Origin of the sequence: Streptomyces sp. NPDC019531 (assembly GCF_044903305.1) — a bacterium.
In the GTDB taxonomy this organism is placed as follows: domain Bacteria; phylum Actinomycetota; class Actinomycetes; order Streptomycetales; family Streptomycetaceae; genus Streptomyces.
Map to the genome: position 1 here is coordinate 73164 of NZ_JBJDQL010000004.1, position 19151 is coordinate 92314.

Genomic DNA, 19151 nt, shown 5'->3' on the forward strand with positions numbered 1-19151 from the left:
CATGGTGCGGGGGCGGGCGCCGGGGGGGGCGGGCCAGGTGCGGGCCGGGAGGCCGCGCACGAGGGGCGGTCGACGTGGAAAGCTGGTCGCCGAGGTGTGGGGCGGCGGGGGCGCTCCCTGTCACTGAGGGGCGCCCGGGGCCGGAGTGGGACGGGGCCGGATGGTCTCCCACCGAGTGGTCGCGTTCTCGGGCTCGCCCTTCGGGCGGTCTCAGGCGCCGCCCTTGCCGTCGTGGTCGTCCAAACCGTCCAGGAAGGGCTCTATGGCCGCCCGCCATGCCTCCGGCTGGTCGTAGTGGACGAGGTGGCCGGCGTCGGCGACCTCCGCGTACTCGCCGCGGGGCAGGACGCGGACCATCTCCTGGGCCTCGGCTCGGCCCAGCTCGCCGTCGAGGCCGCGGACGACCAGGGTGGGGCACCTGACCTGGGCGAGTTCCTCCCAGTGAGCGTCGTGGACCCAGGTCTCACGGGACTGGAGCATCTGCTCGGGCTCGAAGACGGGCCGCCAGCCGTCGGAGGACTCGGCCATCACCTCGGCGTAGAACTCGCCGCGCGCCGGGTTGGGCCGCTCCACCCAGGGGTCGTCCTCGCCGAACCACTTGCGGACGTCGGAGAGCGTGGCGAACGGGACGGGCCAGGCCTTGAACCACTCGCCCCACTCCCGCTGCGAGGCACCGCCGAGAGCGGAGGCCCGCATGTCGCAGATGATCACCCCGCGGACCAGGTCGGGCCGCCGGGCCGCGAGCTGCCAGGCGGTCAGGGCGCCCATCGCGTGGCCGATGAGAACGGTCGGGGCGAGGCCCAGCTGTTCGAGGGCCGTCTCGGCGTCCTCGACATACGCGTCGCGGGTGAAGGAGGCCCGAGGGGGCTTGTCGCTCTGGCCGTGACCGCGCTGGTCGAGCGCGACGGCCCGGTACCGCTCGGAGAGCCAGCGGGCGGTGGACGCCCAGTGCGAGGCGCGGCCCATCAGGCCGTGGAGTAACAGCACCCCGGGAGGTCGTTTCTCCGGTGCGTCCGCCGTCGGTACACCCGCCGTCGGTGCGTCCTTCGTCGGGTCGGACTTGGGAGGGTCACCGAACTCCCAGGCCGCGAGACGGACACCGCCCGCTCCGGTCACGTCGATGCGTCGCGCCATTGGCACCCCCCTAGCTCCGCTCGGACCCGCTCGCGCCCCATGCGAGCCGGCCGATCCTGTGGACCGCGTCTGACTGCCGTGTCTGTCCTGCGTCCTGTCTGTCGCGTCCTACATCCCTGTAGCGCACGTGCGGTGCGCCCTGTCACCCACAGACTATCGAATACGTATTCGAAAATGAGGTCTCGGGCCACAACACCCCTCGTTCGAGTGACCCCGCTCAAGGAATGATCGCCGCAGCTGAGGGGAGATCTTCAGCGGGAGGCGGACCGCTCGGGGAAATCGGTCCGAGGGGAATGACCCTGGGAGCTCGGGGCTCCGGGTCAGCACAGGGGAGGACAGGCCCCGGCACCGAAAGGTGCCGGGGCCATCCCCATGTCTACGGCACATCCGCCCGCCCCCTCAGGTCATATGCCTCACGCGACAGCCTCGCACGGGAAGCGTCGAAGCGCTGCGATTCCGCACAGTGAATCTTGGATCCCACGGCACCCGGGAAGGCCACAAACACCCCCACAGATCCCGGGAATTGAGACCCTTCCAGACCGCTGCGCGCGCCCCGCGCGACTGCTCAGCGCTTGGCGACGAACACGTGCGAGGCGACGTCCGACTCCAGCTCGGCCGCCTCGCCGCCGCTGCCCACCAGCACCCCGCCGGCCGACTCCGTCACGCTCACCACCGAACCGGGCTGCACACCCGCCCGCCGCAGCGTGTACATCAGCTGCGCATCGGTCTGGATCGGCTCGCCGATACGGCGTACGACGACCGTCTTGCCGTCGAGACCCGGGTCCAGCTCGGCCAGCGACACCATGCCCTCGTCCAGGAACGGATCGGCGCCGTCCTTCTCGCCCAGCTCCTCCAGACCCGGGATCGGGTTGCCGTACGGCGACTCTGTCGGGTGGCGCAGCAGCTCCAGCACCCGGCGCTCCACCGCCTCGCTCATCACGTGCTCCCAGCGACACGCCTCCGCGTGGACCTGCTCCCACTCCAGGCCGATCACGTCGACCAGCAGGCACTCCGCGAGCCGGTGCTTGCGCATCACGCGCGTGGCCAGCCGCCGGCCCTCGTCCGTCAGCTCCAGGTGCCGGTCGCTCGCGACGGACACCAGGCCGTCACGCTCCATCCGCGCCACGGTCTGGCTGACCGTCGGTCCGCTCTGGTCCAGCCGCTCGGCGATCCGGGCGCGCATGGGGACCACACCTTCCTCCTCCAGCTCGAGGATGGTGCGGAGATACATCTCCGTGGTGTCGATCAGTCCGGACATACGTGCCCCTTGATGAGATCTGCCGGAAGCACGACAGCTTCCCGGCGCGTGCGCTGGCCCTGACGTCAATTCTGCCGGATACCACTGACAAGCGTGCCGTGCCGTTGAAACCAAGCGGTTACGACCCGGCTCGCGGCCGTATTGACATCCCACTGGTCCAGACCGCACGGTGATCCGCGACACGGCGACGAAGGGTTGATGACGCATGGGCGAGACGGGCTCCGCGACCGGCCACGGCAAGCTGTCCGGACAGTTCCTCGACGCCGCGATCGGGCTGCTGCAACGGCTCCGCGACGAGGAGGGCGAGGCCGTCACGGCGGCCGGGACGCTCCTCGCCGACACCGTCGCCTCCGGTGGCCGCCTCTTCGCCTTCGGCGCCGGACACTCCTCGCTCGCCGCGCAGGACATCGTCTACCGGGCCGGCGGACTCGCCCTCATGAACCTGCTGACCGTGCCGGGAGTCGTGGGCGTCGACGTCATGCCCGCCACGCTGGGCTCCGCCCTGGAACGCGTGGACGGTCTCGCGAGCGCGGTCCTGAGCTGCTCGCCGCTGCGCGCGGGCGACGCCCTCGTGATCATCTCCCTCTCCGGCCGCAACGCGCTGCCCGTGGAAATGGCGATGAGCGCCCGCGCCCTCGGCGTGAAGGTCATCGGCGTCACCTCGGTCGCCTACACCGAGTCGACCAAGCCCCGCCACAGCTCGGGCACCTTCCTCAAGGACCAGTGCGACGTCGTCCTCGACTCCAAGATCGCCCCCGGTGACGCGGAACTGTCCCTGGACTCGGTCCCGGCACCGTTCGCGCCCGCGTCCACGGTGGTGACCTCGGCGCTGCTCCAGGCGGTGATGGCGACCGCGGCGGGTGTGCTGGCGGAGCGGGGGATCGAGCCGCCGCTGTTGCGTTCGGGGAACGTGGACGGCGGGCTGGAGTGGAACGAGCGGGTGTTCGAGGAGTACGGGGAGCGGATCTTCTACCGCTAGTAGCAGAACGCAGGCGACCCGCGAGCTCTGGTCCCTCAGCCTTGCGGCGAGGAAGCCGGCCGGACGTACCGGCGAGCTCGCGGGTCGGGTGACTGCGTTGGATTGGCCGGCTGCGTGCATCTCGTGCACGCGGGTCCGGCACCGCACTCGGTGGGTGACGGGCGCTAGCCCGCAGCCACCTCCGACGTCCGGTGTGCATACATGCTCCGAACCACCTCCTTTCCTTCGGTGCTCCACACCTTAGGAAGCGGTCGAGCACCGATCAACAGGTTTTCCGGAACTTGGTTCTGAGAGCCGTGCCGTCCCTCGGCCCGGACGAAAACGCGGTCGGTGATCCCGAGAACGATTAGCGTTCCGAGCATGACAACGAGACCACGATGCTCATAGGTGGCCTGGCCGACCCCAGGATGAAGATCGAGACAGAGCTGTACGCGCGGAGGGGAAGTGACGACCGTGACTGATCTGCGGATCGAACCCGTCGTCGGCGACGAGATGGCCGAGCAGTGGCGGTACGTGCACAACGTGATCGTTCCGCCCGCCGCCATGGGGCTCGAAGACGTACGGGAGCGCGCTCGGCGGTACCGGCTGGAGAACGCGTATCTCGGGGACACGCTCGTGGGGTGCTCGACCGTGCGGCCGCCGGAGGGGGAGGACGCCGTGGCGACCGTCATCGCGCGCGTGCTGCCCGATTACCGCGGACGGGGTTTCGGGACGGCTCTGTACGAGAAGGGTGTTGATCACGCGCACGTGCTCGGCGCCCGGGTGATCGAGACATGTGTGCTGGCCGTCAATGGGGACGGGACGCGGTTCGCGCAGGCGCGCGGGTTCGTCGAGGTCGACCGGTATGTGCTGGACGGCGAGAGCGACGAGTGGATCGACCTGCGGCTGGAGCCGGACCGGAGATCCTTTTAGGGGGATTCGGGGCGTTTCCGGCGTACAACGATTCCCTCAATCTTGCGGGAACCCGGTGTGTGCTGCGTCACGTTCGAGTTCAATGATTGTTAGTGAGTGAAGCAGCCGGCAGGGGGTCCAGGTGAGTGCTTCCCGGCGTAGTGGGACCACCGACGAGCTGGGGCCCGACGGGCCCGGGCCGGACGGCCCGGAGGGCTCGGGCGGTTCCGATCTGCTCGCCGCGTTGCTGGACGGGATGGACGCGGCCCTGTGCGCCTTCGACGCGGACGGTGTCGTCACCCACTGGAACCGTGAGGCGGAGCGCATCCTCGGCTGGACCGCGGCCGAGGCCGTGGGGCGGCACGGGTTCGCGGGGTGGGCCGTACGGCGGGCCGACGCCGAGGAGGTCGAGGCGCGGCTGATGGCCGCCATGCAGGCCCCCGGGCGGCAGGTGCACGAGTTCGCGCTGCTGACCAAGGACGGCGGCCGGGTGCTCGTACGGACCCAGTCCGCCGCCGTACGGGGACCCGACGGCAAGCCCGCCGGACTGTACTGCGCCTTCAGCGAGGTGCACACCCAGATCGACCTGGAGCGGTCGATCGCGCTGAGCGAGGCCCTGTTCGAGGACGCCTCGTGGGGTGTCGTACTGGTCGACGCCGATCTGCGGCCCGCCGTGGTGAACGCGCACGCGGCCCGGTCGCTGGGCGTCGGGCGTACGTCCGTGCTGGGGCGGCCCCTCGGGGATCTGCTCGGGCAGGGCGTGGAGGAGCTGGAGAGCGCGCTCACCCATGTGCTGGCCGAGGGCGCGCCGCCGGCCCCGGCCGAGATCTGGGTCGGGGTGCGCACGCCGGACGGGGAGAAGCGGCGCTGCTGGCGCTGTGGCTTCGTACGGCTGGCCTCGCCGCTCGCGGAGGAGCCGGTGCCGTTGGGTGTCGGCTGGTTGTTCCAGGACGTGACCGAGGCCAAGCAGAGCGAGCAGGAGGCTTCGCTGCTGCGCTTCCGGTCCAATCAGCTGCACCGGGCGGCGCGGGCGGCGGCGGAGTGCGAGGACCCGGCGGAGGCGGCGGTCGTCCACCTCGACTTCGCGCTCGCCGGATTCGCCGACCACGCGCTGATCGACCGGGTGGCAGGGGGTGCGGTCGCCGACGGCGAGGAGTCCGGGCCGGTCCGTCTGGTGCGGGTCGCCGCGACGCCCTCCGGAGCCCCTGGGCCGAGTCTGCAGGCATCGGGCGCGGCCGGGCTGCCCCTGCGGTACGGGGAGGGCCATCCGGCGTTGCAGTGCGTGGACCGGGCGGGGTCGGTACGGGCGAGCGTGGGGACGGTGTCGGCCGACCGGGCCCGCGAGTGGGCCGAGAGCCGGCAGTGGCCCTCGGACGTGGTGCACGCGCTGTGCGCGGTGCTGCGCAGCCGGGGGCGGACGCTGGGGGCCGTGACGTTCCTGCGGGGCCCCGGCAGGGGGCAGTTCGAGCGGAGTGACGCGGTGTACGCGGAGGACGTGGCGGTTCGGATCGCCGCCGCGCTGGATCTGGGCGGGGTGGTGGGGCGGGTCTAAGCGGGCTGGGCGAAGTCGACTGCGGTTCGGCAACACCCCGAAGGCGCGCGGGGCTGTATCAATGTGCGGCTCCGCCGCGCGGGCGCGAGCAGCCACGACGGCACCGCAGCCGATCGACGGCCCATCGCGGCACTTCCAGCGGAGCGCTTGGGCAGCCGTGCGGCTGCGGCCGCCGCCTCAGGGGCTCAGCCGCTCCACCCGCCAGCTTCCGTCCGCCTGCGCCACGTACCGCAGTCTGTCGTGGAGGCGGTTCTCGCGGCCCTGCCAGAACTCGACCGCCTGGGGGGCCACCCGGAAGCCGCCCCAGTTCGGGGGGACCGGGACCTGTTCGCCCTCGGGGTAGCGGGCGGAGAGGTCCGCGTACGCGGTGTCCACGTCCGCGCGGGTCCCGATCACCGAGGACTGCGCGCTGGCCCAGGCGCCGAGCTGGGAGCCGTGGGGGCGGGTGCGGAAGTAGGAGGCGGTCTCGTCGCGGCCGGTGCGGCGGGCGAGGCCGGTGACGATGACCTGGCGGCCCATGGGGTGCCAGGGGAAGAGCAGGGAGACGTACGGGTTCTGCGCGAGGTCTCTCGCCTTGCGGGAGTCGTAGTTGGTGTAGAAGACGAAGCCCTGTTCGTCGAACTGCTTCAGGAGCACCGTGCGGGAGCTGGGGCGGCCCTCGGCGTCCGCGGTGGAGACGACCATGGCGTTCGGCTCGAAGAGGTGCGCCTCGGTGGCCGCCTGCCTGAACCAGCGCGCGAACTGTTCGACGGGCGTCGCGGCCAGGTCGGTCTCGGCGAGGCCCTGCGCGCGGTACTGCTTGCGCATGGAGGCGGGGTCCGGGGCGGCGGCGTCTGCTGCGTCGGTCACGCGGTCATCTTGCCGTACGGACGTCTCACCCACCGATGGTGGCACTGAGTGCCACAGGACTCCCCAAAGGTGGCACTCGGGGTTATCGTGGCGTCATCCGTCGCACACATCATGAGGAGCCGCCTGATGTCCGACCTCGACCCCGGTTTTGACCCCGGTTTTGACCCCGGCTTTGTACCTGGCCTCGAAGGAGTCGTCGCTTTCGAGACGGAGATCGCCGAACCTGACAAGGAGGGCGGCGCGCTGCGTTACCGGGGCGTCGACATCGAGGATCTGGTCGGCCATGTCTCGTTCGGCAACGTGTGGGGGCTGCTGGTCGACGGCGCCTTCAATCCCGGTCTGCCGCCCGCCGAGCCGTTCCCGATCCCGGTGCACTCCGGGGACATCCGGGTGGACGTCCAGTCGGCGCTCGCCATGCTCGCGCCGGTGTGGGGGCTCAGGCCGCTGCTCGACATCGATGCCGAGCAGGCGCGTGCCGACCTCGCCCGGGCCGCCGTCATGGCCCTGTCCTACGTCGCCCAGTCGGCGCGCGGGCAGGGGCTGCCGATGGTTCCGCAGCGGGAGATCGACAGGGCGCAGTCCGTCGTCGAGCGGTTCATGATCCGGTGGCGTGGAGAGCCGGACCCTAAGCATGTGGCGGCCGTGGACGCGTACTGGACGTCGGCGGCGGAGCACGGGATGAACGCGTCGACGTTCACCGCGCGCGTGATCGCCTCCACGGGGGCGGATGTCGCCGCCGCGCTCTCCGGGGCCGTGGGTGCCATGTCCGGGCCGCTGCACGGTGGGGCGCCCTCCCGGGTGCTCGGGATGATCGAGGAGATCGAGCGGACCGGGGACGCCGACGCGTACGTCAAGCAGGCGCTGGACCGGGGTGAGCGGCTGATGGGGTTCGGGCACCGGGTGTACCGGGCCGAGGATCCACGCGCGCGTGTGCTGCGTCGTACCGCTCGTGAGCTGGGGGCGCCCCGGTTCGAGATCGCGGAGGCTTTGGAGAAGGCGGCGCTGGCGGAGTTGCATGCGCGGCGGCCGGATCGGGTGCTGGCGACCAACGTGGAGTTCTGGGCGGCCATCGTGCTCGACTTCGCGGAGGTGCCGGCGCACATGTTCACGTCGATGTTCACGTGTGCGCGGACGGCGGGGTGGTCGGCGCACATTCTTGAGCAGAAGCGGACGGGGCGGCTGGTGCGGCCTTCCGCGCGGTATGTGGGGCCGGCGGCCCGGGATCCTCGGGACATCGAGGGGTATGGGGGGATCGCCCACTGAAGGGGGTTGCTGAGGAGCGTGGGCGGCTGCGGGTCCGTTGTGGCTGGTCGCGCCCACGCGGCGGAGCCGCAAATCGATACAGCCCCGCGCCCCTAAAGGCCTAGAGCAGAGCCTCGTTCAGCAGTACTGCCCATTGGGTCACCACCTTGTCCCGTCGGGCCTCGTCGTCCGTGAGGAGGTTCGCCAGGCCCAGGCCCCTTGCCATGTCCAGGAGGCCCTGGACCGTTTCGCGGACGCCCGGCTTTGACTCGTCCGCGCCCAGTAGGTCGACCGCGATTCTGTGAGTCTCTCGGCCCACCCGTGCCTCCAACTCCGTTACCTGGGGGCGCAGTTGCTCCTCGTTGGAGGCGGCCACCCAGAGGTGGAGGGCGGCGCGGAACAGGGGGCCCGTGTAGAGGTCGACCAGGGCCGAGATCACCGCACGGCGGTCGTCCGCCGCGCCCTGCGGGAACAGGGCGCGCAGGGCCGTGGAACGCTCCTCCGCCACATACTCGACAGCCGCCGTGAAGAGATCCTCCCGCGTCGGGAAGTGGTGCTGGGCGGCGCCCCGGGAGACGCCGGCGCGTTCGGCGACGACGGAGACCGTGGAGCCGGCCCAGCCGTGTTCGGCGAGGCAGGCCACGGCCGCTTCCAGGAGGCGCTGCCGGGTGGCGCGGCTGCGGTCCTGTTTGGGCCTGCGTTCGGCCCGGTCGCCGATCGTGGTCACACGACCCATGAGGGATCCCGTCGTTCCAGGAAGGCCGTCATGCCCTCGCGCGCGTGCGGCGAGGCGAACAGCCTGGCCGAGAGCGCGGTCAGGTGGGCCGCGTCCCGGTCGAAGGTCTCCAGCACCCTAGCCGTGAGCAGCCGTTTCGTCTCGGCCAGGGCTTCGGGGGCGGCCCGGCGCAGACCGTCGAGGACGGGTTCGAGTACGGCGTCCACGTCGTCGCCCGCCGCCGTCACCAGGCCGATACGGGCCGCCTCGGCCGCGTCGAAGCGCTCGCCGGTGAGGTAGTGGCGGGCCAGGGCGCGGGGGTCGGCGCGGGGCAGCAAGGGCAGCGAGATGACCGCGGGGGCGACTCCGATCCGTACCTCTGTGAAGGCGAACGTCGACTCCGTGGACGCGGCCGCGATGTCGCAGGCGGCGAGGAGGCCGAGACCGCCCGCGCGGACGTGTCCTGTGACCCGGGCGACGACCGGCTTGCCGAGCTCCACGATCTGCCGGAGGAGCCCGACCAGTGCCTCCGGGTCCGGGGGGTCCTTCAGGTCGGCGCCCGCCGAGAAGGTGTTGCCGGTGTGGGTCAGGACGATCGCGCGGACGTCAGGGTCCTTGGCGCAGTCGGCCAGGCAGGGGGCCAGCTCGCCCACCAGCGCGGCCGAGAGGGCGTTGCGGTTGTGCGGGGAGTCGAGGGTGAGGGTCTCGACGGCACGCGCGCGCGTACGGGCGATCAGCGTCATGCGCCCTCCCTGAGCTGTCGTCGGAGGATCTTGCCGGAGGCGGCGCGGGGCACTCCGACGATGAAGGTGACGTGGCGGACCCGTTTGTAGGGGGCGACGCGTTCGGCGACGTACATCATGACCTCGCCCTCGGAGAGTTCGCGGGCGGCCGGCTGGCGGACGACGAAGGCGTGCGGGACCTCGTTGCCGTCGTCGTTGTAGACGCCGATGACGGCCGCGTCGGCGATGCCGGGGTGGGTGAGCAGAAGGGCCTCCAGTTCGGCGGGGGCCACCTGGAAGCCCTTGTACTTGATGAGCTCCTTGACCCGGTCGACGACGAACAGCCAGCCGTCGGCGTCGACATGGCCGACGTCCCCGGTGTGCAGCCAGCCGTCGGGGTCGATCATCGCGGCGGTGTCGTCGGGGCGGCCGAGGTAGCCCTTCATGATCTGCGGGCCGCGGATGAGGATCTCGCCGGGTTCGCCGATGTCGAGGTCCTTGTCGGGGTCGTCGAGGGCGACGATCCGCATCTCGGTTCCGGCGATGAGCTTGCCGACCGTCCCGGGCGGTGCCTCGCGCATGGCCGCCAGGGGGACGACATGGGTGCCGGGCGAGAGTTCCGTCATGCCGTACGCCTGGCCGACGGGCGGGAGGCCCAGCCGGGCCGAGCAGGCGGCGGCGAGTTCGGCGTCCAGCGGGGCGGCGGCGCTGACGATGTAGCGCAGGGACGAGAGGTCGTACTGCTCGATCAGTGGGTGCTTGGCGAGGGCGAGGACGATCGGCGGGGCCACGTACAGGCCGGTGATGCGGTGGTTCTGGATCGCCGCGAGGAAGGTCTCCAGATCGAAGCGGGGCAGGACGACGACGGAGGAACCGAGGCGCAGGGGCGCGTTCATGAGGGCCGTGAGGCCGTAGATGTGGAAGAACGGCAGGACCGCGAGGACACGGTCCTCGGGGCCCGCCGACATCAGCGGTTCCAGCTGGGCGAGGTTGGTGGCGATCTGCCGGTGTGTGAGCATCACGCCCTTGGGGACGCCGGTGGTGCCCGAGGAGTACGGCAGGACCGCCACGTCCGTCACCGGGTCGATGGCGATGTCCGGCTCGGGGGCCGTCGAGGCCAGCATGTCGATCAGGGAGCGGTGGCCGGAGGCACTGTCGCAGACGAAGATCTCCCGTATCCCGCCCGCGAGTTCGGCGGCCCGCCGTGCCGTCTCCAGCAGGGGGGAGACGGTGACGATCCAGCGGGCGGCCGAGTCGCCGAGTTGCTTGGCGAACTCCTCGGGCGTGGACAGGGGGTGCACGGTCGTGACGGAGGCACCCGCGCGCGTGGCCGCGTAGAACGCGGTCGGGAAGGCGATCGTGTTGGGGCTGTGCAGCGCGAGCACGTCCCCCTTGGCGACGCCCGCCTCCGCGAGGCCCGCGGCGACCCGGCGGTGGAACGCGTCGAGTTGACCGTAGGTGAGGGTGGTGCCGTCGGTGCCGTCGATCAGGGCGGGCGCGTCACCGAACTCGGCGGCGCGGGCCAGCACCGCGTCGTGGATGGGGAGTTCTAGCGGCGGGACGTCTGCGTACTCGCTGCGGAACACGGTTCCTCCAAGCCGGCCTGATACCAAGACGGTCTAGTACGACTTGGGCAGGCCGAGGGTCTGGTGGGAGACGTAGTTGAGAATCATCTCCCTGCTCACCGGTGCGATACGAGCCACGCGCGCGGCCGTTATCAACGAGGCGAGCCCGAACTCGCGGGTGAGGCCGTTGCCGCCGAGGGTGTGGACCGCCTGGTCCACGGCCTTCACACAGGCCTCCCCCGCGGCGTACTTCGCCATGTTGGCGGCCTCACCTGCGGCCACGTCGTCGCCCTCGTCGTAGAGGTACGCGGCCTTCTGCATCATCAGGCGGGCGAGTTCGAGATCGATGTGGGCCTGGGCGAGGGGGTGGGCGATGGCCTGGTGGGCGCCGATGGGGGTGTTCCAGACGGTGCGGTCCTTCGCGTACTTCACGGCTTGCGCGAGGGCGTAGCGGCCCATTCCTATCGCGAAGGCCGCCGTCATGATGCGTTCGGGGTTGAGACCGGCGAAGAGTTGCAGGAGGCCCGCGTCCTCGTCCCCCACGAGGGCCTCGGCGGGGAGACGTACGTCGTCGAGGGTCAGCTCGAACTGCTTCTCCGCTGCCTGGAGTTCCATGTCGATCTGGCGGCGGGTGAAGCCGGGAGCGTCTCGGGGGACGATGAACAGACAGGGCTTGAGGCGGCCGGTGCGGGAGTCCTCTGTGCGGCCGACTATGAGGGTGGCGTCGGCTATGTCCACTCCGGAGATGAAGACCTTTCGGCCGGTGAGCAGCCAGTCGGCTCCGTCGCGGTGAGCCGTGGTGGTGATGCGGTGGCTGTTCGATCCGGCGTCCGGTTCCGTGATGCCGAAGGCCATCGTGCGGGTGCCGTCTGCGAGGGCGGGGAGCCACTCCTGTTTCTGGGCGTCCGTGCCGAAGCGGGCGATCACTGTGCCGCAGATCGCCGGGGAGACGACCATCATGAGCAGGGGGCAGCCTGCGGCTCCCAACTCCTCCAGGACTATGGAGAGTTCGGTGATTCCACCGCCTCCGCCGCCGTGTTCCTCGGGGAGGTTGACGCCGAGGTAGCCGAGTTTGGCTGCTTCGGACCAGAGTTGTTCTCGGTTGAAGTCGCGGCCGTGGCGTTTGCCTAGGGTGGCTACGGCTGTTCTGAGGGACTTGTGCTCGTCGGTTTCGGTCGTGGGCATGTGGCTCCTTCGTGGGGGCTGGTCGCGCTCACGCGGCGGTAGCCGCATATCGATACAGTCCCGCGCCCCTAACTGGATCGGACTACTGCCAGCAGAGAACCCACCGTTACTTGTTGGCCAGGTAGGACATTCAGCTCGGTGAGCGTGCCTGTTTGCGGTGCCGTGATCCTGTGTTCCATCTTCATCGCCTCCAGCCACAGCAAAGGCTCTCCGGCCGCCACGGCGGCGCCCTCGGCCAAGCCCTCGGCGATCCGGACCACCGTTCCCGGCATCGGAGCCAGCAAGGAGCCCGGGGCATGCTGGGTCGTCGGGTCCGGGAAGCGGGGTAGGGCCTTGAGCGCGGAGTTGTTCACGTACAGGTGGTCGCCGTACCTCGACACCTCGAACTTCCGCCGTACGCCGTCCACTTCGAGTACGACCCCGCCCGCGTCCGCGTGGATCACCCGGACCCCGTCTGTCTCCAGGCCCTCCCTCGTGTAGCGGTATCGGACCTCGTGCTCCTCGCCCGCCATCTCGTAGCGCTTCAGCTGCGGGGCCGAGTGGAGGTTTCTCCAGCCGCCGAAGCGGGAGCGGCCGACCGTGTCCGAGAGCGCGGCGGCCAGCGGAGCCAGCAAGTCTGAGGCGGGCTTGGTGAGTTCGGACAGGTGGCGGTCGTAGAAGCCCGTGTCCATGCGGGCCGTCGTGAACTCCTTGTGGCGCAGGGAGTTCAGCAGCAGGTCCCTGTTCGTGGTGGGACCGTGGATCGTCGCCCTCTCCAGCGCGCCCGCCAGTTTGCGGATCGCCTCCGCGCGCGTGGGGGCGTGGGCGACGACCTTGGCGAGCATCGGGTCGTAGTGGACGCCGATGTCGTCGCCGTTCTCGTAGCCCGTGTCCAGGCGTACGGAGGGAGGAACGGACAGTCGGTGCAGGGTGCCCGTCTGCGGGGTCCAGTCCGTCGCCGGGTCCTCGGCGTAGAGGCGGGCCTCCACGGCGTGGCCACGCGCGTGTGGGGGGCTTTCGCGAAGGGGGCGGCCCTCGGCGATGCGGATCTGTTCCGCCACCAGGTCCACGCCGAACACCGCCTCCGTCACCGGGTGTTCGACCTGGAGGCGGGTGTTCATCTCCAGGAAGTGGGCCTTGTCGTCGGCCACCAGGAACTCGACCGTGCCTGCGCCCACGTAGTCCACCGCGCGCGCGGCGCGTACGGCCAGGGTGCTCAGCTCCTCCGCGAGTTCCGGGGACAGACCCGGTGCCGGGGCCTCCTCGATCACCTTCTGGTGGCGGCGCTGGAGGGAGCAGTCGCGGGTGCCGAGGGCCCAGACCGTGCCATGGGTGTCGGCGAGGACCTGGACCTCCACGTGGCGGCCGTCCTCCACGTACGGCTCGACGAACACCTCGCCGTCGCCGAAGGCGCTCGTGGCCTCGGCGCGGGCGCTCTCCAGGGCGGGGTCCAGGTCCTCCAGGCGGCGCACGATCCGCATTCCGCGGCCTCCGCCGCCCGCGGCCGCCTTCACCAGCACGGGCAGGTCGGCCTCGCTGACCTCCCCCAGCGGCGCCAGCCCCATCAGCTGCTTCGCGCGCGTCTTGGACGCCATCGCCTCGATCGCGGACGGGGGCGGGCCGATCCAGATCAGGCCCGCGTCCAGGACCGCCCTCGCGAAGTCGGCGTTCTCGGAGAGGAAGCCGTAGCCGGGGTGCACGGCGTCGGCGCCGGAGGCCACGGCCGCCTTCACGATCAGGTCGGCGCGCAGGTAGGTGTCGGCGGGGGACGCTCCCGGGAGTCGTACGGCCGTGTCCGCCACGCGCGTGTGGAGGGCGTTCGCGTCCGGGTCCGAGTGCACGGCGACCGTACGGATGCCCAACTCACCGCAGGTACGGAAGATGCGGCAGGCGATCTCGCCCCGGTTGGCGACGAGGACAGAAGTGATCACTGGGTTTCCTCACATCCGGAAGACGCCGAAGCCGCCCCGCGCACCCTCGTAGGGCGCGGTGTGGATCGCGGACAGGCACATTCCCAGTACCGTCCGGGTGTCGCGGGGGTCGATGACGCCGTCGTCGTAGAGCCGCCCGGACAGGAACATGGGCAGCGACTCGGACTCGATCTGCTGCTCCACCATGGCGCGCAGGGCGGCGTCGCCCTCTTCGTCGTACGGCAGTCCCTTCGCGGCCGCCGACTGGCGGGCGACGATGGAGAGCACGCCCGCGAGCTGCTGGGGGCCCATGACGGCCGACTTGGCGCTGGGCCAGGCGAAGAGGAAGCGGGGGTCGTAGGCGCGGCCGCACATGCCGTAGTGGCCGGCGCCGTAGGAGGCGCCCATGAGGACGGAGAGATGGGGCACGCGGCTGTTGCTGACGGCGTTGATCATCATCGCGCCGTGCTTGATGATGCCGCCCTGCTCGTACTCCTTGCCGACCATGTAGCCGGTGGTGTTGTGCAGGAAGAGGAGCGGGATGTCGCGCTGGTTGGCCAGCTGGATGAACTGGGCCGCCTTCTGGGACTCCTCGGAGAACAGGACTCCCTGGGCGTTCGCCAGCACGCCCACCGGATAGCCGTGCAGTTCGGCCCAGCCGGTCGCCACGCTCGTCCCGTACAGGGGCTTGAACTCGTCGAAGTCGGAGGCGTCGACGATCCGGGCGATGACCTCGCGCGGGTCGAAGGGAATCTTGAGATCTCCGGGGACGATTCCCAGGAGTGCCTCCGCGTCGTACTTGGGCGGCTCGGCGGGGCCCGGATCGCCGTACGCCTTGCGGTGGTTGAGGCGGGCCACGACTCTCCGGGCCTGTCTCACCGCGTCCTGCTCGTCCACGGCGAAGTAGTCCGCGAGGCCCGACACACGCGCGTGCATCTCGGCACCGCCGAGGGACTCGTCGTCGCTCTCCTCGCCGGTGGCCATCTTCACCAGGGGCGGACCGCCGAGGAACACCTTGGCCCGCTCCTTGACCATGATCACGTGGTCGGACATGCCGGGGATGTACGCGCCGCCGGCGGTGGAGTTCCCGAAGACGACGGCGACGGTCGGGATCCCGGCGGCGGAGAGCCGGGTGAGGTCGCGGAAGATGGCGCCCCCGGGGATGAAGATCTCCTTCTGGGACGGCAGATCGGCGCCCCCGGACTCCACCAGGCTGATGCAGGGCAGCCGGTTGGCGAGGGCGATGTCGTTGGCGCGCAGGGCCTTCTTCAGCGACCAGGGGTTGCTGGCGCCGCCGCGCACGGTCGGGTCGTTCGCGGTGATCAGGCACTCCACGCCCTCGACGACCCCGATGCCGGTGACGAGGGAGGCGCCGACGGTGTAGTCGCTGCCCCAGGCGGCGAGCGGGGACAGTTCCAGGAAGGGGGTGTCGGGGTCGAGGAGCAGCTCGATGCGTTCGCGGGCGAGGAGTTTGCCGCGCTTGCGATGCCGCTCCAGGTACTTCTCACCGCCGCCCGCCAGCGCCTTCGCGTGTTCCGCGTCCAGGTCGGCGAGCTTGGCGAGCATGGCCTCGCGGTGGGAACGGTAGTCGGGGCCGGTGGTGTCGAGGGTGGTCTGCAGGATCGTCACAGCAGGGCCTCCGGGATGTCCAGGTGGCGGGAGCGCAGCCATTCGCCGAGGGCCTTGGCCTGCGGGTCGAAGCGGTGCTGGGCGGCGACGCCCTCGCCGAGGATGCCCTCGACGACGAAGTTCAGGGCGCGGAGGTTGGGGAGGTCGTGGCGGATGACGTTCAACTCGACGGTCTCCGGCAGGAGTTCGCGGAGGCGGTCGACGGTGAGGGTGTGGGCGAGCCATCGCCAGGCCTCGTCCGTGCGGGCCCAGACCCCGATGTTCGCGTTGCCGCCCTTGTCGCCGCTGCGGGCGCCGACGACGAGGCCGAGCGGGGCCCGGCGGGCCGGACCTTCCGGCAGCGGCTCGGGCAGGGGTGGTGGCGGTGGATCGTCGAGTACGGCGGTCTCCTGGGCCGGCGCCACAGGGATCCGTCGCCCGTCGTAGAGGACGGCCACATGGTCCACGGCTCCATGGGGGACGTACACATCCTCGAAGACCCCATAGGGCGAGCCCTTCCCGGGTGGTGCCAGCACATGGAACCCGGGGTAGCTGGCCAGGGCCAGTTCCACGGCGGCCCCGCCGATCGCCCGCCCGACGGCCTCCTGGTCCGTGTCCCGCACGACCAGGCGCAGCAGCGCGCTCGCCGTCTCCTCCGTCCCGGCGTCCGGGCGGTCGGTGCGGACCAGGTCCCAGTCGACGTGGGCGACCTTGGCGAGCGCGGGGTCCATCTGTTGTCGCACCAGCGCGGCCTTGGCCTCGATGTCGAGGCCGGTCAGGACGAAGGCGACCTCGTTGCGGAAGCCGCCGAGCCGGTTGAGGCCGACCTTGAGGGTGGGGGGTGGGGCCTCGCCCCGTACGCCGGAGATCCGGACGCGGTCGGGGCCGTCCTGGGTGAGCCGGACGGTGTCGAGGCGTGCGGTGACGTCTGGTCCGGCGTACCGGGCGCCCTGTGTCTCGTACAGGAGCTGGGCGGTCACCGTGCCGACGTCGACGAAGCCGCCGGTGCCGGGGTGCTTGGTGATGACGGCGGTACCGTCCTCGTGGAGTTCGGCGAGGGGGAAGCCGGGCCGTCTCAGATCGTGCTCGCCGTCGGTGAAGAAGGCGTAGTTGCCGCCGGTCGCCTGTGTCCCGCACTCCAGGACGTGTCCGGCGACGACGGCCCCGGCGAGGCGGTCGTAGTCCCTCGGCCCCCAGCCGAAGTGGGCGACGGCGGGCCCGGTGACCAGGGCCGCGTCCGTGACCCGCCCGGTGACGACGACATCGGCGCCCTCCCGCAGACAGGCCGCGATGCCGAAGCCGCCGAGGTAGGCGTGGGCGGCGAGGGCACCGGGATGTTCCCGGGTCAGGTCGTCGCCCTCGACATGCGCGACACGGACCGGCAGACCGAAGCGGTCCGCCAACTCCCTGATGCGCTCGGCGAGTCCGGCGGGGTTGAGGCCACCGGCGTTCGCCACGATCTTCACGCCCCGCTCGTGCGCGAGCCCGAGGCACTCTTCGAGTTGGCGCAGGAAGGTGCGGGCATACCCGGCTTCGGGGTCCTTGATCCGGTCACGGCCCAGGATGAGCATGGTCAGCTCGGCGAGGTAGTCGCCGGTGAGGACGTCGAGTTCGCCGCCGGTGAGCATCTCGCGCAGGGCGTCGAAGCGGTCACCGTAGAAGCCGGAGGCGTTGCCGATACGGAGGGTCATCAGATGGCCCCCTTGGGCGCGCGCCCCTTCCCCGGCGGGCCCGCGAAGGCCTGGGCGATGTCGAGCCACCGGTCGGCGTCCTCCCCCACCGCGGTCAGGGCAAGGTCGGCGCGGTGCGCGCGCTGGGTGACCAGAAGGCAGAGGTCGAGGGCGGGGCCGGTGACGCGGTCGGCGGCGTCCTCGGGGCCGTAGACCCACAACTCGCCGGAGGGAGAGGCGAGTTCGACGCGGAACTCCTCGAACGGCGGGGTCAGTCCGTGCACACCGAAGGCGAAGTCGCGGGTGCGGACGCCGAGGCGGACGATATGCCGGATCCGGTCGGTGGGGGCACGGGTGACGCCGAGCGCGTCGGCCACGTCCAGGCCGTGGGCCCAGGTCTCCATGAGGCGGGCGGTGGCCATGGAGGCGGTGGACATGGGCGGGCCGTACCAGGGGAAACGGGCGCCGTCGGGGGCGGCGCGCAGGGCCCCCGCGAGGTCCTCGCGTCCGGCACGCCAGTAGGCGAGCAGCCGGGCGGGCGGCTTGGCGGCCCCCTCCTCCGCGCCGTTGTCCACGAAGTCCCCGGGTGCGGCGAGGGCCTTCTCGACCTCGCGGGAGAAGGCCTTCGGGTCGGTCACGGCCAGCAGGGAGGAGTGGTCGGTCCAGGCGAGATGGGCGATCTGGTGGGCGACGGTCCAGCCGGGGGCGGGGGTCGCGAGCGCCCACTGCTCGGGCCTCAACTCGGCCACGAGCGCGTCGAGTTCGTCGCTCTCCGCGCACAGGTCGTCGATGACGGGCGTGGGGTCTGCCATGGGGCGAGGATGGCAGGGGGCGCCAAAACAAGCAAGCGTGCTTGCCTTAATTCATGAAGTCGCTCGTTCAAGGGCTTCTCCGCCAACGTGCCACGAGCCCCGGGCCTCCCGGTCCGGGGCTCGCTCGCGGTTCGGCACCTGGTGCGGGACGCCCCCGCGCGGGTTCGACGGGATCAGGCGGCGAGCCAGTAGGGCGTCCAGCCGCAGCCGAGCTGCGTACCGGCACCGTAGCCACCGCTGCCGTTGCCGTTCCAGCGGTGCAGACAGCCGCTCTGGGTGTTGATGGCCACCAGATCGCCCGCGCTGCCGCTGCCGATGTTCCCCAGCCCGCTGAAGCTCCTCTGCAGCTCGTACGGTTCCCAGCCGCAGCCGACCTGGACACCGGCACCGAAGTTTCCGCTGCCGTTGCCGGTCCAGCGGTACAGACAGTCGTTCTCGGTGTTGATGCCGACCAGGTCGGCATACCCGTCACCGTTCAGGTCGCCGGCGCCGCTCACATAGCCCGCGTACGATGCCCAGCCGCAGCCGACCAGGCCGGCGGCACCGAAGCTGCCGCTGCCGTTGCCGTTCCAGCGGTAAAGGCAGCCGTTGTCGGAGTTGACGGCGACCAGGTCCCCGACGCCGTCATTGTTCACATCGCCCGCTCCGGCCAGCGAACCCTCGTACGGTCCCCAGCCACAGCCGAGCTGGGTACCGGCACCGAAGCTGCCGCTGCCATCGCCGTTCCAGCGGTAGAGGCAGTTGCTGCCAGAGTTGATGGCGACCAGGTCCCCGACACCATCGCCGGTGAGGTCGCCCGCTCCGGACAGCGACTCCTTGTACGGTCCCCAGCCGCACCCGAGCTGGACTCCGGAACCGAAGTCGTTGTTCCCGTTTCCGAGCCAGCGGTACAGGCACCCTGTGAGGCCGTTCACCGCGGCGATGTCGCTGATTCCGTCGCCGTTGTAGTCGTTGCGTTTGTCGGCGATCGCGGCTTGGGCCGGAGTGCCCACGAACAGCAGGAGCACGCCTGCCGCGACACAGCACAACAACCGCGCCAGAACCCGGTGCCTTGATCTTCGCATGTCTCTCCCCCAAGGG

Annotated in this window: 16 protein-coding genes; 4 read left to right on the forward strand and 12 right to left on the reverse strand. The window is 70.9% G+C overall.

The annotated features are described in order from the left end of the window. Positions 1–210: 210 nt before the first annotated feature. Together ACI2L1_RS06580 and ACI2L1_RS06585 are read right to left on the reverse strand one after the other, a co-directional pair. Positions 211–1134, reverse strand: coding sequence for an alpha/beta fold hydrolase (locus ACI2L1_RS06580; RefSeq protein ID WP_404738199.1), 924 nt, complete (start codon positions 1132–1134; stop codon positions 211–213). Between the two features lie 565 nt (positions 1135–1699). Further along, positions 1700–2392: a metal-dependent transcriptional regulator gene (locus ACI2L1_RS06585; protein ID WP_057608532.1), complete on the reverse strand. Its 693-nt coding sequence runs from the start codon at positions 2390–2392 to the stop codon at positions 1700–1702. 205 nt (positions 2393–2597) lie between these two features. Between ACI2L1_RS06585 and ACI2L1_RS06590 the strand changes: the two genes are divergently transcribed. The 3 genes from ACI2L1_RS06590 (at position 2598) to ACI2L1_RS06600 (ending at position 5814) form a co-directional block, all read left to right on the forward strand. After that, positions 2598–3371 carry an SIS domain-containing protein gene (locus ACI2L1_RS06590; RefSeq protein ID WP_404738200.1) on the forward strand — a complete coding sequence of 258 codons (774 nt, stop codon included), beginning with the start codon at positions 2598–2600 and terminating at the stop codon, positions 3369–3371. Positions 3372–3815: 444 nt separating this feature from the next. Next, positions 3816–4283, forward strand: coding sequence for a GNAT family N-acetyltransferase (locus tag ACI2L1_RS06595; protein WP_404738201.1), 468 nt, complete (start codon positions 3816–3818; stop codon positions 4281–4283). Positions 4284–4404: 121 nt separating this feature from the next. Beyond that, positions 4405–5814 (forward strand): PAS domain-containing protein, encoded by a 1410-nt coding sequence (locus tag ACI2L1_RS06600; protein ID WP_404738202.1) that lies wholly within the window; start codon positions 4405–4407, stop codon positions 5812–5814. Positions 5815–5991: 177 nt separating this feature from the next. On the opposite strand, the gene pdxH is transcribed toward ACI2L1_RS06600, so the two are convergent. Further along, on the reverse strand, positions 5992–6663 hold the full coding sequence (gene pdxH / locus ACI2L1_RS06605; RefSeq protein WP_404738203.1) for a pyridoxamine 5'-phosphate oxidase: 672 nt from the start codon (positions 6661–6663) through the stop codon (positions 5992–5994). 126 nt (positions 6664–6789) lie between these two features. Between pdxH and ACI2L1_RS06610 the strand changes: the two genes are divergently transcribed. Next, positions 6790–7926: a citrate synthase 2 gene (locus ACI2L1_RS06610; RefSeq protein WP_404738204.1), complete on the forward strand. Its 1137-nt coding sequence runs from the start codon at positions 6790–6792 to the stop codon at positions 7924–7926. 100 nt (positions 7927–8026) lie between these two features. Here the strand turns inward: ACI2L1_RS06610 and ACI2L1_RS06615 are convergent, their stop codons facing one another. From ACI2L1_RS06615 to ACI2L1_RS06655, 9 genes are all read right to left on the reverse strand, one after another. Beyond that, a complete protein-coding gene (locus ACI2L1_RS06615; RefSeq protein ID WP_404738205.1) occupies positions 8027–8641 on the reverse strand; it encodes a TetR/AcrR family transcriptional regulator in 615 nt (204 codons plus the stop codon). Beyond that, positions 8629–9363, reverse strand: a complete 735-nt coding sequence (locus ACI2L1_RS06620) for an enoyl-CoA hydratase family protein (protein ID WP_404738206.1) — start codon at positions 9361–9363, stop codon at positions 8629–8631. The genes ACI2L1_RS06615 and ACI2L1_RS06620 overlap by 13 nt, the downstream gene beginning before the upstream one ends. Beyond that, positions 9360–10928: a 4-coumarate--CoA ligase family protein gene (locus tag ACI2L1_RS06625; protein WP_404738207.1), complete on the reverse strand. Its 1569-nt coding sequence runs from the start codon at positions 10926–10928 to the stop codon at positions 9360–9362. The genes ACI2L1_RS06620 and ACI2L1_RS06625 overlap by 4 nt, the downstream gene beginning before the upstream one ends. Positions 10929–10961: 33 nt before the next feature. Continuing rightward, on the reverse strand, positions 10962–12092 hold the full coding sequence (locus tag ACI2L1_RS06630) for an acyl-CoA dehydrogenase family protein (RefSeq protein WP_404738208.1): 1131 nt from the start codon (positions 12090–12092) through the stop codon (positions 10962–10964). A 68-nt stretch (positions 12093–12160) separates the two neighbouring features. Continuing rightward, positions 12161–14002, reverse strand: a complete 1842-nt coding sequence (locus ACI2L1_RS06635) for a biotin carboxylase N-terminal domain-containing protein (protein ID WP_404738209.1) — start codon at positions 14000–14002, stop codon at positions 12161–12163. A 9-nt stretch (positions 14003–14011) separates the two neighbouring features. Then, a complete protein-coding gene (locus tag ACI2L1_RS06640; RefSeq protein WP_404738210.1) occupies positions 14012–15610 on the reverse strand; it encodes an acyl-CoA carboxylase subunit beta in 1599 nt (532 codons plus the stop codon). Next, positions 15607–17283, reverse strand: coding sequence for an acyclic terpene utilization AtuA family protein (locus ACI2L1_RS06645; RefSeq protein ID WP_404738448.1), 1677 nt, complete (start codon positions 17281–17283; stop codon positions 15607–15609). The genes ACI2L1_RS06640 and ACI2L1_RS06645 overlap by 4 nt, the downstream gene beginning before the upstream one ends. Then, entirely contained in the window at positions 17280–18071 is a 792-nt protein-coding gene (locus ACI2L1_RS06650; protein ID WP_404738211.1) for a TIGR03084 family metal-binding protein, read from the reverse strand. Before ACI2L1_RS06650 ends, ACI2L1_RS06645 begins: the two co-directional genes overlap by 4 nt. Before the next feature lie 173 nt (positions 18072–18244). Continuing rightward, positions 18245–19135, reverse strand: a complete 891-nt coding sequence (locus ACI2L1_RS06655; RefSeq protein WP_404738212.1) for an FG-GAP repeat domain-containing protein — start codon at positions 19133–19135, stop codon at positions 18245–18247. Between the last annotated feature and the right edge of the window lie 16 nt (positions 19136–19151).

Coding starts and splice junctions, on each gene's coding strand:
- ACI2L1_RS06630 (WP_404738208.1), bottom strand. CDS start 12,092: ATGCCCACGACCGAAACCGACGAGCACAAGTCCCTCAGAACAGCCGTA.
- ACI2L1_RS06610 (WP_404738204.1), top strand. CDS start 6,790: ATGTCCGACCTCGACCCCGGTTTTGACCCCGGTTTTGACCCCGGCTTT.
- ACI2L1_RS06590 (WP_404738200.1), top strand. CDS start 2,598: ATGGGCGAGACGGGCTCCGCGACCGGCCACGGCAAGCTGTCCGGACAG.
- ACI2L1_RS06655 (WP_404738212.1), bottom strand. CDS start 19,135: ATGCGAAGATCAAGGCACCGGGTTCTGGCGCGGTTGTTGTGCTGTGTC.
- ACI2L1_RS06620 (WP_404738206.1), bottom strand. CDS start 9,363: ATGACGCTGATCGCCCGTACGCGCGCGCGTGCCGTCGAGACCCTCACC.
- ACI2L1_RS06580 (WP_404738199.1), bottom strand. CDS start 1,134: ATGGCGCGACGCATCGACGTGACCGGAGCGGGCGGTGTCCGTCTCGCG.
- ACI2L1_RS06585 (WP_057608532.1), bottom strand. CDS start 2,392: ATGTCCGGACTGATCGACACCACGGAGATGTATCTCCGCACCATCCTC.
- ACI2L1_RS06650 (WP_404738211.1), bottom strand. CDS start 18,071: ATGGCAGACCCCACGCCCGTCATCGACGACCTGTGCGCGGAGAGCGAC.
- ACI2L1_RS06615 (WP_404738205.1), bottom strand. CDS start 8,641: ATGGGTCGTGTGACCACGATCGGCGACCGGGCCGAACGCAGGCCCAAA.